An 11,961-nucleotide genomic window follows, 5' to 3' on the forward strand; every position below is an offset into this window, starting at 1 on the left:
TGTTGTCTTCGGATAGATAATGCAATTTAGATGAATTAGGCACCATATGCACCGACCGGAAGACCTTGCCAATCAGATTTAAGTAAAACCCTTTCTTACCGAAGCAAAACCTAAGTTATTAAATCAGTCGCAACTTAGTCTCAACGGCTACGCCAATAGTCTTGCAGTTCCCGTTAACCGGAATCAGCGGCCACGCAGGGTTCAAGCCTTTCAAATACTTCTGACCACCGTCGATGATCAGCTTCTTGAATGTCGCTTCATTAGAGTCAGACAGTTTCGCAATCACCAGGCTGCCATTGACTGGCTCTCTGCCAGTATCGAACAGAACGAATGTACCCTCTGGCACACTCAGTCCAACAGGTGCAGTCATTGAATCACCTTCGACTTCCAGCCAGAACGCCTCACCCTGAATATGAGCATCAGACTCAAGCCACAGATCGATATCTTTCAGGGTGTACGGTTCGCATGCCTCGCACCATGAGCCAGCTTGTACGCTGCTGATTACCGGATATTTCTTGCCTGGAGAATATGCACCGACGTACTCGACATCACCTTTGATATTTTCGTCAATGATCAACCCGCCAGCACCGACAGAGAAATTTCGTTTCCCAAGGAACTGAAGAATTTTTGCTATCTCACCAAGGCTGGGCTCTCTCCTGGCGTTCAGCCAATGACTAACTGCCCCTTTCGTTATACCGAGGTGTTCAGCTAATTGTTCCTGATTAATGCCCTGACTTTTCATCAAGGACTTAGCTAAATCGTACCATTTCATAGTCATACCTAAATGATACAAGTTGTATACCTACAAGCGAGACACAAAATGTATAACGTACTTGCGAATAAAAAATACAAATTGTATATTCTTGGTGTTTACAGGAGAACATTATGAATAACCTTCGAATCATAAGAACCAAGCTGGGCATTACACAAGGCCACTTAGCAAATGCTCTAGGGGTCACTAAGGGTGCCATTTGTCATTACGAAAATGGCAAAAGAAGCATGAATATCGACCAATGCAGAATCATTGTTCTAGCGCTCAATAACTTTGGTGCCAATGTCAGCATTGATGACGTATTCCCTCCACGCAAGCCTAACGATTCAGCGGCATAACAGTAACCACAGAAATAAGGAGTGAACCGTGGGTAATGAACCTAAATGGAAATTTGAGAAACAGCCGCTTTGGCTGGTGGCTGCAATCAGGAGAACTATTGCTGATCTCCCTAGCGGCTACGAAGAGGCAGCTGAAATTCTGGGGATCTATAAGTCCGATGATGTCACCCCATCCGTTGATGCACTGCATAACCGTTTGCGTACTGATAGCGACCAAATATTCCCGCTTGGTTGGGCAATGGTTTTACAGCGTGCTGGTGGTACTCATCATATTTCGAATGCAGTGGCCCGCCATTCAAACGGCGTATTTGTTCCGTTAGCTGACGTTGACGATGTGGATAACGGCGATATCAACCAGCGTTTAATGGAGTCCGTCGAATGGATTGGCAAGCACTCTCAATACATCCGTAAAGCAACGGCTGATGGTGTGATTGATGCTGAGGAACGCGCTCAGATTGAAGAGAACAGCTATCAGGTAATGGCTAAGTGGCAGGAACATTTAACGCTTTTATTTCGAGTTTTTTGTGCGCCAGAAAAGAGTGACGCCCGCGAGTATGCAGCTCCGGGCGCCTTGGCGAAAAACTCTACGTTGTGTATGGAGAAATAATCCGCATGAGCAATTTAACCGAAAATTGTCATTTACCGCAACTAAGGATGCATCCGGTACCGGGCGCTCCGTCGTTTCGGTATGTATGCATGGTACGTGGCAAGTGGGTTTCATGTAACCACAGTAGCGCTTACATGATTGTGGGGGTATTCAACCGGAGGGCTTCGCAATGGTTCAGCAAATGAATAACTTTACAGCTGCCGCATTGGTGCCGGCCTTTTCTTCGGGTCTGGTAACGATGAGTAGCCGCGAGATTGCTTCGCTTACCCAGAAACAGCATAAGCATGTTGTCCGTGACATCGAGTCCATGCTGGAACAGCTTGGCGAGCGGTTGGAGGGGTATGCCCACTTTTGGACTCACCCCCAGAATGGGCAGAAATACCGGGAATTTCGCCTTGATCGCGAGCATACCGAGTGCCTGGTAGCTGGCTACAGCGCACCACTGCGAATGAAGATAATTCGCCGTTTGCGTGAGTTGGAAGGTGCAACTGCGCCAATTCCACAGACCCTGCCTGAGGCACTTCGTCTTGCTGCCGATATGGCTGAACAGAACGCCCAACTGGCTAACAAGGTCCAGCAGGACGCACCGAAGGTTGCTTTCGTCAATCAGTACGTCGAAGCCGGCGGCAATAAAAGTCTGCGCGAAACAGCGAAGATCCTGAACATGCCAGAGAAGGCGATGATCGACACCCTAGTCCGAGACAAAGTGCTGTTCCGTCAGTCGGGCAACCTGCTGCCACATGCACTACGCCAACGCGATGGTTTGTTTACGGTGAAAACTGGCACCTCCGATTTTGGTCACGCATTCACGCAGACTCGAGTGACGCCGAAAGGGGTTCAGTGGATAGCAGAACGCTACGCCTCTGAACTGATGGGAGGTTGATAGTGAGTGTTAAATTATCTTCCTATGTTTGGGATGGTTGCGCGTCGTCTGGCATGAAGTTATCTAGCGTTGCCATTATGGCTCGCCTGGCTGATTTCAGCAGCGATGAGGGCGTTTGCTGGCCATCCATTGAAACCATTGCGCGTCAGATTGGTGCTGGTGCAAGTACGGTGAGAACTGCTGTCGCAAAGCTTGAAGCTGAAGGCTGGTTATCCCGCACAGCCCGCCGTAAGGGTAATCGCAATGCCTCCAATGTATACCGTCTTAACGTGGCGAAATTGCAAGCGGCGGCATTTGCTCACCTGTCAGAATCTGACCCATCAAAAACTGCCGGGTCAAAATCTGTCGCGTCAAAATTTGATGGGTCAAAATTGACCGAGAAGAGTGGTTTTGACCCGGCAGAATCTGGCGGGGATCCGTCAGTAAAATCAAAACAAGATCCATCAGAAGTAAAAGACTCTCGTCAGCCTGCTGCGCAGACCGACCGTGAAGTTGAAATTACTGATCAGGCTAAACAGGTTCTTTCCCACCTGAACCTTGTGACAGGTTCACGGTATCAGGTCAGTAAATCCTCGGTAGGGAATATCCGTGCACGGCTGGGGGAAGATTTCACCGTTGACGATCTGAAACTGGTTGTGGATTACAGCCAGGAGAAGTGGGGGCAAGACCTCAAGATGGCCCAATACTTGCGTCCTACGACGCTGTTCCAGAACGAAAAATTCCCTGGCTACCTCCAGTCGGCAACGAAGTGGCATGCTGCTGGGCGACCTGAAAATGTGAACGGCCAGTGGGTTAAACCGGGGGAAGTGCCAGCAGGCGACACAACCGAACGTGATGCTGCATATCGCCGGTACATGAGTGGAACCATTTCTCAGACCAAACCAAGTGAACTTGAACAGCGTGTTTGTAAAGCAGCTAGCACGGCGAACCTCCGCAAACAGCGCCCAGAATTTGCCATTAGCCGCTGGAACGCTATCTGGAAAGAACAGGCACAGCGCGGAAACCAGGGGGAAGCAGCATGAAAGTGCAAATTCAAAACCTGATCCTTAATTTCATCAGTGAAAACCCAGGCACCCAGATCTCTGCGGTCGTTAAAAGCATGCCTGATGTTGATCGTTCCTCGGTGTCTTCTGCGCTTACCCGCCTGACTATGCAGGGAAAAATAAACCGCAGGACGGGCAGTAATAACCGATTCTCCTACACCATCGCTGCAGGCGAACCTGTTCCTGTAGTTGCCATCTCTGCACCTGTTCATGTTCCAGCTGCGGTACCAAAACAGCAAATCATCAGCCCTGAAGAGTGGGAACGCCGCTTTAGCAAAGCAGAAGAGCTGCAGCTCAAAGGATTATCACGCCGCGCAAACCAGGCGTTTCTGGAATTACTCGACGTGACATCAGAAACAACGTTACGCGAGAAAATTGTTAGCTGCCGGAGCCGCTGTGGAAGCCGACCTTCTGGCGATAGCTCAACTGTGGCAGGTCACTTTGTGGGAGTGGGGTTGGTATGACGAGTAATTATTGCAAAAACCTTGAGGCCCTTCGTTCAAAGGCGGCTCATGAGCTTAAAGAAGTGGGCGATCAGTGGCGTACACCAGATCACCTGTTTTGGGGTATTAACGCCATGTTTGGCCCGTTGGTTCTGGATCTGTTTGCAGACGATAGCAACGCAAAGTGTCCGACCTGGTATACAGCAGAAAACAACGCACTGACTCAGGATTGGTCAGAACGCCTCGCCGAGCTTGGCGGTGGTGCATATGCAAACCCGCCATATAGCCGCTCGCAGTACCACGAAAAACAGGCGGTAACTGGAATGACTCACATCATCAACCATGCCCTGGCGATGAGAGAAAAGGGCGGGCGTTATGTATTTCTGATTAAAGCTGCTACGGGGGAGGCATGGTGGCCGGAAGATGCGGACCATGTGGCATTTATTCGCGGGCGTATTAGCTTCGACCTTCCTTATTGGTACCGACCAGATGTAGGGCAACCAACCGAATCATCTGCAGGTTTTGGCGCAGTTATCGCCATCTTTGACAAGTCATGGCGCGGTGAGCGTTTCAGCTATATCCAGCGTACAGATCTGGAGGCGAAAGGGCGTGCAGCTATGGCGCTGGCACAGTTTGCTGTCGGACGTATTCAGCCTGTAGCGATGGAGACTGCTCCAGAGTCGGTGCCCGTCACATTAACTACAGAGCAGCTGCGTGAGGAAGAACGAATCTATCCACTGGAAGTAAATCTGCTGATCGGTGATTTGCCTGAGCTGGATAACCTCCAGAGTGCTAAACAGCAGCAAGTCAAAGACCATATCTATAGTCGGTGGCTCGAACGTGCCAGCCGCGAGGAAATCATAGGTGAGGTAAGGGCGCTTATCGTTGGAATAGCAGCATGAGGGCAATCCTTACCCCTGAAATTGCCCCGCGTCTCGGCCTGGCGCTATTCCGTCCAGGCTCAGATGTGATGGCTCTATTCCATCAGGGTCGCGTGCTGATTGAATGTGTTCCTGAGCATTTGCAGCAATTGCCGTCCGGTATTGTACCGGCGGCAACACAACCGCTTTCTGATGATATGGCGCTGCTGGCCTTCTTTACGAATGAACGTGTGATTCAGGCTGCTGGTGGCCTTTCGACACTTAACGCATCCCTCATCAGGGAGAATGGTTGTCAGTATCCGCACGGTGATTACCACCACCCCGAAATGGTCATCATGTCTTACCCACCGGGTTCAATTCGCGTTTGCTGGCATTGCGATAACAAGGTGCGAGAGCAGGCGACAGAGCTACTTGCGGATCTGGCGCGCCGGAACGTGGTGGAATTCGTCATTGCTTCAGCACTGCGTAACCTTGGTTTTGATGGCACTCATCAACTGACGCTGCCAGAACTCTGCTGGTGGGCGATACGTTATGACCTGGTTGATTGCCTTCCTGAAGGGATGGCTCGTAAAGCATTGCGGAAGCCGGAAGAGCCGTTCCTGTCCGTATATAAAGAGAGTGACATTGTGCCCTCACTTCCGGCCACCAGCCTTGTTAAGGAGAAAGTGAAAGCGGTCAGTGCAGTAGTTAGAGCTCACGCAGATACGCTCGAAGAGCCGGTTAAACCCGTCCTGAAACTTATCGCTGATCCGGAAAGCCCTGAATCATTCATGCTGCGACCGAAGCGGCGTCGCTGGATAAATCCGGTTTATACCCGATGGGTGAAAACCCAACCCTGCGAATGCTGCCGACGACCCGCTGACGATCCTCACCATATCATCGGGCATGGTATGGGTGGTACAGCGACAAAAGCCCACGACCTCTTCGTGATCCCTCTGTGCAGAGAGTGTCACGACGAATTGCACGCCGACTTAGCAGCATTCGAACTGAAGTATGGAACCCAGCTTGAGCTGGTGTTTCGTTTTCTGGATCGCGTGATGGCCATTGGCGTAATAGTTAAAGCGTAAGTGTATGGAGATGAGCAATGCGTGATATGTACGAAGTTTTAGACCGCTGGGGTGCCTGGGCTGCGTCATATAACAGTGGTGTAGATTGGCAACATATTGCAGCAGGTTTTAAGGGTTTGATTCCCCACGGTAAGAAGTCACGTCCTAAATGTGACGACGATGAAGGGATCATGATTGATGGATGTGTTGCCCGGCTGCGTAAATACAGGCCCGAAGAGTACGATCTCGTCATCGCTCACTTTGTGATGGGTATCTCATTGCGAGCCATTGCAAGGAAACGTAAGTGTTCAGACGGGACTATCCGAAAAGAAATACAAACAGCAATGGGGTTTGTAGACGGTGTTTTATCAATTCTTAATTAAAATATTTACAGCCCTCGCAATGAGGGCTTTACTTAATTTTTTGAAAGGAAGTTTTGAGTTAACTTTGATAGTATTAATATTGAGATTAGTAATTGTATGCAAACAAACAACCTAATAATTCTATCATTTGCTAAGATGTCCCCAAATGTAGTAGTTGTTGCAATCCCTACACTATAGTAAAGAAAGTCTATGTAATTGAGGTTATCTTGCCTAATACTTATGGCTAACTGATATGCTGTGGCTTTTATAGATGTAATTTTGAGATCATTGCTTTCTATCTTCTTTCGCGCATCTCGAGTTGACTTAGTAATTGCTTTAATTTTTGAAAGCGTATCAGGATCGTGAAACTCCATGCCATGAGCAAGTACATAAGAACTCGCTGAATATTTGGCAATGGCAATATCTAAGTGTGCCTGTTGTATCTCAATTGCTTTTAGTGCAGATGCTGAAGCCATTTCACTACGATTGCTTACAGTCGATTTTGATTCAATTTCTTTTTGTTCAAGGATTTTGTTATCTAATTCTGATTCGAGTTTTTTTGTCGATTTGTTCACATAGTTGGTCGAGTTTTGACCCCAAAGTTTTTCCAACTGACTTCTAAGTGGCTCTTCTTTAACTTTATTTTCTGCAATTAATTCATGCAGTTTTTTGCTTTCTTCATTTGTAGTATTAAAGTCATTGATTAATTTATTGGTCCTTTCATCTAGGTCTGATTTTTTAATGCCACCCATGAGTGGGGTAATGTACTCATCCCTGCTGCTTGCTAAATGAATAACATTCTGCAAAGGTGTTGTATTTAATTCATTATTTTTTATAAATGAATCAGGGCGGGCAAGCCAAGTTACATAATACACTCCAGCAAATAAAAATATTGTTAAGGGATAAAGGAAAAATACAGGTGATTTAAATTTCTTTCCTTTGAAAATATGGGGGGTAAGTTTTTTCATTACGCTTTAAGTGAGATGGCAAAAAAACATTTTACAGGAACTGCTAACGCGTACGCAAATTAATCGCTACTATGATAAGAATGGTCACAAAGACACAGCACTTATCAAACTAGAAACCTTGCCTCGGCGGGGTTTTGAAGTTTCTGGGGGTTGAAAATGAAGTAGCAAAGCTGTGAGACCGCAAATACAGATGCTTGATTAATGTCAGGCCGCGCGACGACGGCGTTAATTCGGTCGGGTTCCCACGGCGACGTAGTGAGGGAAAGGCGGCGTAAAGCATCACTGAGTTTGGACTGGCGAACCGATTAACGCAGTAAACAGCCTAAAACATACGACCGGGAAACCGGCGCGGTCACGGCGAAATGTGGCAACAACTTTTTAGCTCTGACCTGTGCTGGGGCTTTAAATTCATCATATTGAGAGGGCTTAGAGTAAAAGACGAGGCTTGAGTACGCGAAATGAATAGACCTCTGGGGTCTATGGTAAAGCGAGAACAAACCCGTCAATCCCGATGGTTAATATTTATTTTAATTCAATCGAACATAATATGTCTGCAACAACAGTACTGACGCTACTTCCTCCTTGCACATAATCAACATTGGCTAAAAGCTCACCAGAAAGAGCGTAAAGTTTTATAACGCCATATCCAGCTTTGCAATCCCTGTCAGAAATGGTGAATTTTTGGTATTGAACTTTTTGATTAATGGCCTCATCGACCGGTACTAATTGTACAAGCATTGTTCTTGTACCTTTAACTAATTTACCAGACCCCTCTTTAGCATACTCCAGGAAATTTTTAGACCCTGCGAGGTAAGTCCAACCCTGAATTTCAGGTGCTTCAAGCGCTTGAGCAGAAAGAGAAAAAGGAAGTATTAATGCTGCTACCAGCAATTTAGTGTTCATAGCACTCCATGTTTTAAGAATTTCACTCATTGTTTTATGTTTTTTTATCATAAAGCTTTTATCAAAGCATCCCCAAGCCGCATATTTAGGCTTTTTTACTCCCCTCATTCAGAGAGGATTTACATTGAAATAGGGGCGATTAATGTCAGCAGAACCTGTCTCCGGCACTGCTACAGCTCATGCGGTGGTGACTACTGTCACGTTTGCCGGATTGTGGGCTAACACTGATGCCGGGGTAATACTGGGTGCTTTCGCTGGCGCCACGCTTTATGTACTAACTTCCCGCAACCTGCGCTGGTGGGAAAAGCTGCTTTACGGTCTGGCTTCATTCTTGGCTGGCCTGATTGGCGCGAAGTACATGACTGCCATACTCAACGCCACACTGAATACCACGCTGGGAAAGATTGCCCCTGGCACCGAGGTTATCCCTGTTCCTGAGTCCATCGGCGCGATGGTAGCTGCTGCGGTCATTATCACTTTTGTCCTCATGTACAAATCACGGCTGGAGAAGCAAGCGACTGCCGGGGAGGGGAAATGATAGTTGATGCATCTTTCATCTGGCTTCAGGCAAATGCGGTCATCAGTCTGGCGACAGCAATGATTATTGCGACATACCAGCGCACTGACTCTCGTCACAAACTCCACTATTCGATTATTGCCTGGCTGGCTATGGTCGCGCTCATCTCAATACCAATCCGCGTGTGGGTAGGTAACTACACAATCGTGGACCGCTCTGAAGTCATTGTGAACTTCATACTCCTGCTGGTGATGTTGAACTCGCGGGGGAACATTACTGGAAAAAGGAGTTAGAAATGGAAGAACCACGCTGGCTGGTGGAAGCTCGAAAGTATTTAGGTCAGTTAGAAATCAAAGGTCCTCGTCATAACCCCCTAATTATCCAGTTCTGGAAAGACATCAAACGCAGTGGAATTAAAGATGATGAAACGCCATGGTGTGCAGCCTTCGTTGGTTCCATGCTCGAGCGGGTCGGAATCAAATCAACCCGCTTTGAATCTGCGAAATCCTACCTCAACTGGGGCGCCGAGTTACGCGAACCAGCCTTCGGTTGTGTTGTTGTATTCAGTCGTGACGGTGGCGGCCATGTGGGATTTGTCGTTGGGCAGCGTGAAAACGGTGACCTGATGGTGCTGGGTGGTAACCAGTCCGATGCCATCAATATCCGCGCGTTCCAGCGTTCGCGTGTATCTGGTTATCGCTGGCCGGTGAATGAGGTGAAAGATACTCGACAACTTCCGGTGATGAACGGGAGCCGTTCGGAGAGCGAGGCATGAAGGTATGAAAATAAAATTTGAGGGTTCTACAGCTCACTTTGCCAAAGACATGCATCCATCTCATGGCCCGCAAACATGGCCATGGTGGCGCTTATTTTCAGTGAGCGTTGTTCGCCTGGGCATTAGCCCGCCATCAATCGGGCGCAGGGTGTGGTTTTATACGCGCTGGGGTGCTGGTTTTGTTGGGGTCTATTTCGACAGGCGTAAAGCATGACGGCGCTCATCACAGCGGTTGAATTGTTCAAGGCGCACTGGCGCTGGTGGTTAACTATCGCCGCGCTGGTGGTGATTGCGTGGCTCTGGAATGAAAACACCCGCATCGATGCCAGTCTTACCACGCTACAGGGTGAGAACAACAGCAATCGCGCTGTCATGGATAACATGCTTCGCACTATTACCATCACCAATATTGTTCTGGGAGCTAATCAGCATGCTAAGAACCAGATTGCTCTGGAGTCACAGAAAGCTTCGAGTGATATCAAAACTGCGATTGTGGGTGATGATTGTGCCGCTCGGGTTGTTCCCGCTGTTGCAGCTAACCGGCTGCGCCAATACGCGGACAGTCTACGTGCCAGTGCCTCAGCAACAAACCCCAGCCAGCCTGACCGCTGAAACGCCACAACCGTTTATTCCCGATCCGCTGACTTACGGGGACAGTCTGGATTTAAACGTCAGTCTGCTGGCTGCGCTGGGGCAGTGCAACCGGGATAAGTTTGATATCCGAACCCTAGAACAATCACGAGCCTCGCAATAGCGGGGCTTTTTACATTAAGAGGAAATATCCATGTTTAAGTTCGAACTTAATCAAGTAGTAAAAATTGCTGTAAGCGGTGAGGCGGGCCACATCAAAGGTCGTGCGGAGTACTCCGATCACATCAATGCTTACTATGTGCATTACAAGGCAGGTGATGGCCGCGCAGTGACATCATGGTTTGATGAAACGGATATTAAGGCAATTGATAATGTAGATGTTCCTGACGTTTCGAACGGGTGGAAATAAGTGGAAATACTCCATCCAAAACCAATGAAATTATCGGGTGGCGCGGGCGACGTACTTTATGCGCTGTTCTTCCGCGGAGCTTTACAGCCGGGCGACTTGCCATCTAAATCTGGTGCCAGAGAATTGCGGGCTGCTGGCTTTGTTGAAGCGAGCCATACAGCCACTCCATTTGGCGGTGACAATTACTTTGTGTATCTGACAGTCAAGGGCCAGGCATTTGCAATTCAATATCTGGCTGAAACCCGCTTTGGTGTGGATGTGAACACTGATGTGCGAAGCAGCCTTAACGGATCGCCAGCAACCGGTGGCAAGCTAGAAAGTGGCTATAGCATTAAAATGGCCACTGACGATTACGGAAAGCCGTACATGGCAAGTATGGCCATTGGCGTTGATGCCGCCGCCCACAAAACCCGATTGTCTGACGATATGCGCGATGCTGTTATTGATGCAGTGCGTGAGAGCAAATTGTTCGCTGAGCTAGCGCCTCAAAGCAAAGTGGAGTTTCTGGCTGAACATTTCACAGTTACCAGCGGTGCTAAGGAGCAGCCACAAAGCGGTAATGTCATTACTGTGAACATCAATACCCAGCACAATGATGAAGAGTTAAGCACCGCTATTGCGAAAGCTATTCAGGCCAGCCTGCGTCCTGGTGGTCTCATTCACAACGCCACTCTGAAACGCTAATCCCTCCCCCCTGAGTACACCATGAAAAAACGTTATCTATTTGGCGCTGCTGCGGTAGCGCTAATCCTTGTCGCATGTCACGACGAAAGCGAGCCGGTAATGGTTCAGGCACCATCAGTACAACAACAGCCGGTATATCAACAACCACCAGTGGTAGTGCAGAACGGATCGGACCATGGCTTTATGTCGGGCCTGATGATGGGGCATCTGATGAGCGGTAACAGTCATCGACCATCGGTCGTTCACCACTACACCACGCGCACGGTAATCAAGCGTTCATACTCGCCACGACGCAGCTATTACGGCTCGCGTCGCTCGGGTCGACGCTAGGTCAATCTATCTCTCAATCAGGCAGGTAATCCAATGGCTAAGAACTACTATCAGGACGGCAATACCATGGACTGGAAGAACGGTACCGGTAAAGACGTTGTATCAGGTCAGCCGGTTATTGTTGGCGCCTTAATCGGTATCGCTCAACACGACATCCCAGCAGGCGCAGACGGTGAGCTAATGATGACTGGCGTGTTTGTCCTGCCTAAGGTTGCAGCGGGCACGTGGCAGCGAGGTGTACAACTGTGGCTGACCAAAGACGGCAAGCTGACATCAGATGAGAAGGACGGCAGTGATGCCAATGCCTTCGCCGGCACCGCGTGGATCACCACCAACCCGAACGACCCCGAAGGACGTGTGCGCCTCGGCTTCTGACCCTGATCCGCTTCAGCCAAAACCACAAGAAATG

The 11,961-nt window shown here is 48.7% G+C and carries 20 protein-coding genes and 1 pseudogene; 18 read left to right on the forward strand and 3 right to left on the reverse strand.

All coding sequences use genetic code 11. The features are described 5' to 3' along the window. Positions 1-118: 118 nt before the first annotated feature. The gene (locus tag LVQ79_RS10620) at positions 119-778 is read right to left on the reverse strand and encodes a LexA family protein (protein ID WP_232864902.1); all 660 of its coding nucleotides are present in this window, start codon (positions 776-778) and stop codon (positions 119-121) included. A 107-nt stretch (positions 779-885) separates the two neighbouring features. On the opposite strand from LVQ79_RS10620, the gene LVQ79_RS10625 reads away from it, so the two are divergent. The 8 genes from LVQ79_RS10625 to LVQ79_RS10660 all read left to right on the forward strand — a co-directional run bounded on the left by LVQ79_RS10625 (position 886) and on the right by LVQ79_RS10660 (position 6,396). Beyond that, positions 886-1,110, forward strand: coding sequence for a helix-turn-helix transcriptional regulator (locus LVQ79_RS10625; protein ID WP_232864903.1), 225 nt, complete (start codon positions 886-888; stop codon positions 1,108-1,110). Between the two features lie 28 nt (positions 1,111-1,138). Beyond that, positions 1,139-1,717, forward strand: a complete 579-nt coding sequence (locus LVQ79_RS10630; protein ID WP_232864904.1) for a YmfL family putative regulatory protein — start codon at positions 1,139-1,141, stop codon at positions 1,715-1,717. Between the two features lie 181 nt (positions 1,718-1,898). Continuing rightward, on the forward strand, positions 1,899-2,600 hold the full coding sequence (locus tag LVQ79_RS10635) for a phage antirepressor KilAC domain-containing protein (RefSeq protein WP_232864905.1): 702 nt from the start codon (positions 1,899-1,901) through the stop codon (positions 2,598-2,600). A 2-nt stretch (positions 2,601-2,602) separates the two neighbouring features. Further along, entirely contained in the window at positions 2,603-3,622 is a 1,020-nt protein-coding gene (locus tag LVQ79_RS10640; protein ID WP_232864906.1) for a conserved phage C-terminal domain-containing protein, read from the forward strand. Further along, a complete protein-coding gene (locus LVQ79_RS10645; RefSeq protein WP_232864907.1) occupies positions 3,619-4,107 on the forward strand; it encodes a helix-turn-helix domain-containing protein in 489 nt (162 codons plus the stop codon). The genes LVQ79_RS10640 and LVQ79_RS10645 overlap by 4 nt, the downstream gene beginning before the upstream one ends. Then, positions 4,104-4,988: a phage N-6-adenine-methyltransferase gene (locus LVQ79_RS10650; RefSeq protein ID WP_232864908.1), complete on the forward strand. Its 885-nt coding sequence runs from the start codon at positions 4,104-4,106 to the stop codon at positions 4,986-4,988. The genes LVQ79_RS10645 and LVQ79_RS10650 overlap by 4 nt, the downstream gene beginning before the upstream one ends. Beyond that, positions 4,985-6,034, forward strand: a complete 1,050-nt coding sequence (locus LVQ79_RS10655) for a DUF968 domain-containing protein (protein ID WP_232864909.1) — start codon at positions 4,985-4,987, stop codon at positions 6,032-6,034. The genes LVQ79_RS10650 and LVQ79_RS10655 overlap by 4 nt, the downstream gene beginning before the upstream one ends. A gap of 17 nt (positions 6,035-6,051) precedes the next feature. Next, positions 6,052-6,396, forward strand: coding sequence for an antiterminator Q family protein (locus LVQ79_RS10660; protein WP_232864910.1), 345 nt, complete (start codon positions 6,052-6,054; stop codon positions 6,394-6,396). A gap of 32 nt (positions 6,397-6,428) precedes the next feature. Here LVQ79_RS10660 and LVQ79_RS10665 read toward each other — a convergent pair whose 3' ends face one another. Both LVQ79_RS10665 and LVQ79_RS10670 read right to left on the reverse strand, forming a co-directional pair. Continuing rightward, positions 6,429-7,343, reverse strand: coding sequence for an ion channel (locus LVQ79_RS10665; protein WP_232864911.1), 915 nt, complete (start codon positions 7,341-7,343; stop codon positions 6,429-6,431). 522 nt (positions 7,344-7,865) lie between these two features. After that, a complete protein-coding gene (locus LVQ79_RS10670) occupies positions 7,866-8,246 on the reverse strand; it encodes a hypothetical protein (RefSeq protein ID WP_232864912.1) in 381 nt (126 codons plus the stop codon). A gap of 142 nt (positions 8,247-8,388) precedes the next feature. On the opposite strand from LVQ79_RS10670, the gene LVQ79_RS10675 reads away from it, so the two are divergent. The 10 genes and pseudogenes from LVQ79_RS10675 (at position 8,389) to LVQ79_RS10720 (ending at position 11,927) form a co-directional block, all read left to right on the forward strand. Continuing rightward, a complete protein-coding gene (locus LVQ79_RS10675) occupies positions 8,389-8,784 on the forward strand; it encodes a putative holin (protein ID WP_232864913.1) in 396 nt (131 codons plus the stop codon). Further along, positions 8,781-9,056 carry a phage holin family protein gene (locus LVQ79_RS10680; RefSeq protein ID WP_232864914.1) on the forward strand — a complete coding sequence of 92 codons (276 nt, stop codon included), beginning with the start codon at positions 8,781-8,783 and terminating at the stop codon, positions 9,054-9,056. Before LVQ79_RS10675 ends, LVQ79_RS10680 begins: the two co-directional genes overlap by 4 nt. A 2-nt stretch (positions 9,057-9,058) precedes the next feature. Further along, positions 9,059-9,538 (forward strand): TIGR02594 family protein, encoded by a 480-nt coding sequence (locus tag LVQ79_RS10685; RefSeq protein WP_232864915.1) that lies wholly within the window; start codon positions 9,059-9,061, stop codon positions 9,536-9,538. A 4-nt stretch (positions 9,539-9,542) separates the two neighbouring features. After that, positions 9,543-9,752: a hypothetical protein gene (locus LVQ79_RS10690; RefSeq protein WP_232864916.1), complete on the forward strand. Its 210-nt coding sequence runs from the start codon at positions 9,543-9,545 to the stop codon at positions 9,750-9,752. Next, positions 9,749-10,030: pseudogene (locus LVQ79_RS10695) on the forward strand (hypothetical protein); the annotation flags it as partial. The gene LVQ79_RS10690 and the pseudogene LVQ79_RS10695, both read left to right, overlap by 4 nt. Then, positions 9,969-10,292: an Rz1-like lysis system protein LysC gene (lysC, locus tag LVQ79_RS10700; protein WP_502258312.1), complete on the forward strand. Its 324-nt coding sequence runs from the start codon at positions 9,969-9,971 to the stop codon at positions 10,290-10,292. The pseudogene LVQ79_RS10695 and the gene lysC, both read left to right, overlap by 62 nt. Positions 10,293-10,322: 30 nt before the next feature. Beyond that, a complete protein-coding gene (locus LVQ79_RS10705) occupies positions 10,323-10,538 on the forward strand; it encodes a hypothetical protein (RefSeq protein WP_232864919.1) in 216 nt (71 codons plus the stop codon). Further along, positions 10,539-11,222, forward strand: coding sequence for a hypothetical protein (locus LVQ79_RS10710; protein ID WP_232864920.1), 684 nt, complete (start codon positions 10,539-10,541; stop codon positions 11,220-11,222). It begins immediately after the preceding gene. Positions 11,223-11,243: 21 nt separating this feature from the next. Continuing rightward, positions 11,244-11,552 (forward strand): hypothetical protein, encoded by a 309-nt coding sequence (locus tag LVQ79_RS10715; protein ID WP_232864921.1) that lies wholly within the window; start codon positions 11,244-11,246, stop codon positions 11,550-11,552. 33 nt (positions 11,553-11,585) lie between these two features. Continuing rightward, a complete protein-coding gene (locus LVQ79_RS10720; protein ID WP_232864922.1) occupies positions 11,586-11,927 on the forward strand; it encodes a DUF2190 family protein in 342 nt (113 codons plus the stop codon). Positions 11,928-11,961 lie beyond the last annotated feature (34 nt).

It is taken from the genome of Buttiauxella cochleicola, from assembly GCF_021282405.1.
GTDB lineage: Bacteria > Pseudomonadota > Gammaproteobacteria > Enterobacterales > Enterobacteriaceae > Buttiauxella > Buttiauxella massiliensis.

Coding starts and splice junctions, on each gene's coding strand:
- LVQ79_RS10685 (WP_232864915.1), top strand. CDS start 9,059: ATGGAAGAACCACGCTGGCTGGTGGAAGCTCGAAAGTATTTAGGTCAG.
- LVQ79_RS10680 (WP_232864914.1), top strand. CDS start 8,781: ATGATAGTTGATGCATCTTTCATCTGGCTTCAGGCAAATGCGGTCATC.
- LVQ79_RS10715 (WP_232864921.1), top strand. CDS start 11,244: ATGAAAAAACGTTATCTATTTGGCGCTGCTGCGGTAGCGCTAATCCTT.
- LVQ79_RS10670 (WP_232864912.1), bottom strand. CDS start 8,246: ATGAACACTAAATTGCTGGTAGCAGCATTAATACTTCCTTTTTCTCTT.
- LVQ79_RS10650 (WP_232864908.1), top strand. CDS start 4,104: ATGACGAGTAATTATTGCAAAAACCTTGAGGCCCTTCGTTCAAAGGCG.
- lysC (WP_502258312.1), top strand. CDS start 9,969: ATGCTAAGAACCAGATTGCTCTGGAGTCACAGAAAGCTTCGAGTGATA.
- LVQ79_RS10645 (WP_232864907.1), top strand. CDS start 3,619: ATGAAAGTGCAAATTCAAAACCTGATCCTTAATTTCATCAGTGAAAAC.
- LVQ79_RS10635 (WP_232864905.1), top strand. CDS start 1,899: ATGAATAACTTTACAGCTGCCGCATTGGTGCCGGCCTTTTCTTCGGGT.
- LVQ79_RS10660 (WP_232864910.1), top strand. CDS start 6,052: ATGCGTGATATGTACGAAGTTTTAGACCGCTGGGGTGCCTGGGCTGCG.
- LVQ79_RS10620 (WP_232864902.1), bottom strand. CDS start 778: ATGACTATGAAATGGTACGATTTAGCTAAGTCCTTGATGAAAAGTCAG.
- LVQ79_RS10655 (WP_232864909.1), top strand. CDS start 4,985: ATGAGGGCAATCCTTACCCCTGAAATTGCCCCGCGTCTCGGCCTGGCG.
- LVQ79_RS10705 (WP_232864919.1), top strand. CDS start 10,323: ATGTTTAAGTTCGAACTTAATCAAGTAGTAAAAATTGCTGTAAGCGGT.
- LVQ79_RS10665 (WP_232864911.1), bottom strand. CDS start 7,343: ATGAAAAAACTTACCCCCCATATTTTCAAAGGAAAGAAATTTAAATCA.
- LVQ79_RS10625 (WP_232864903.1), top strand. CDS start 886: ATGAATAACCTTCGAATCATAAGAACCAAGCTGGGCATTACACAAGGC.
- LVQ79_RS10675 (WP_232864913.1), top strand. CDS start 8,389: ATGTCAGCAGAACCTGTCTCCGGCACTGCTACAGCTCATGCGGTGGTG.
- LVQ79_RS10690 (WP_232864916.1), top strand. CDS start 9,543: ATGAAAATAAAATTTGAGGGTTCTACAGCTCACTTTGCCAAAGACATG.
- LVQ79_RS10720 (WP_232864922.1), top strand. CDS start 11,586: ATGGCTAAGAACTACTATCAGGACGGCAATACCATGGACTGGAAGAAC.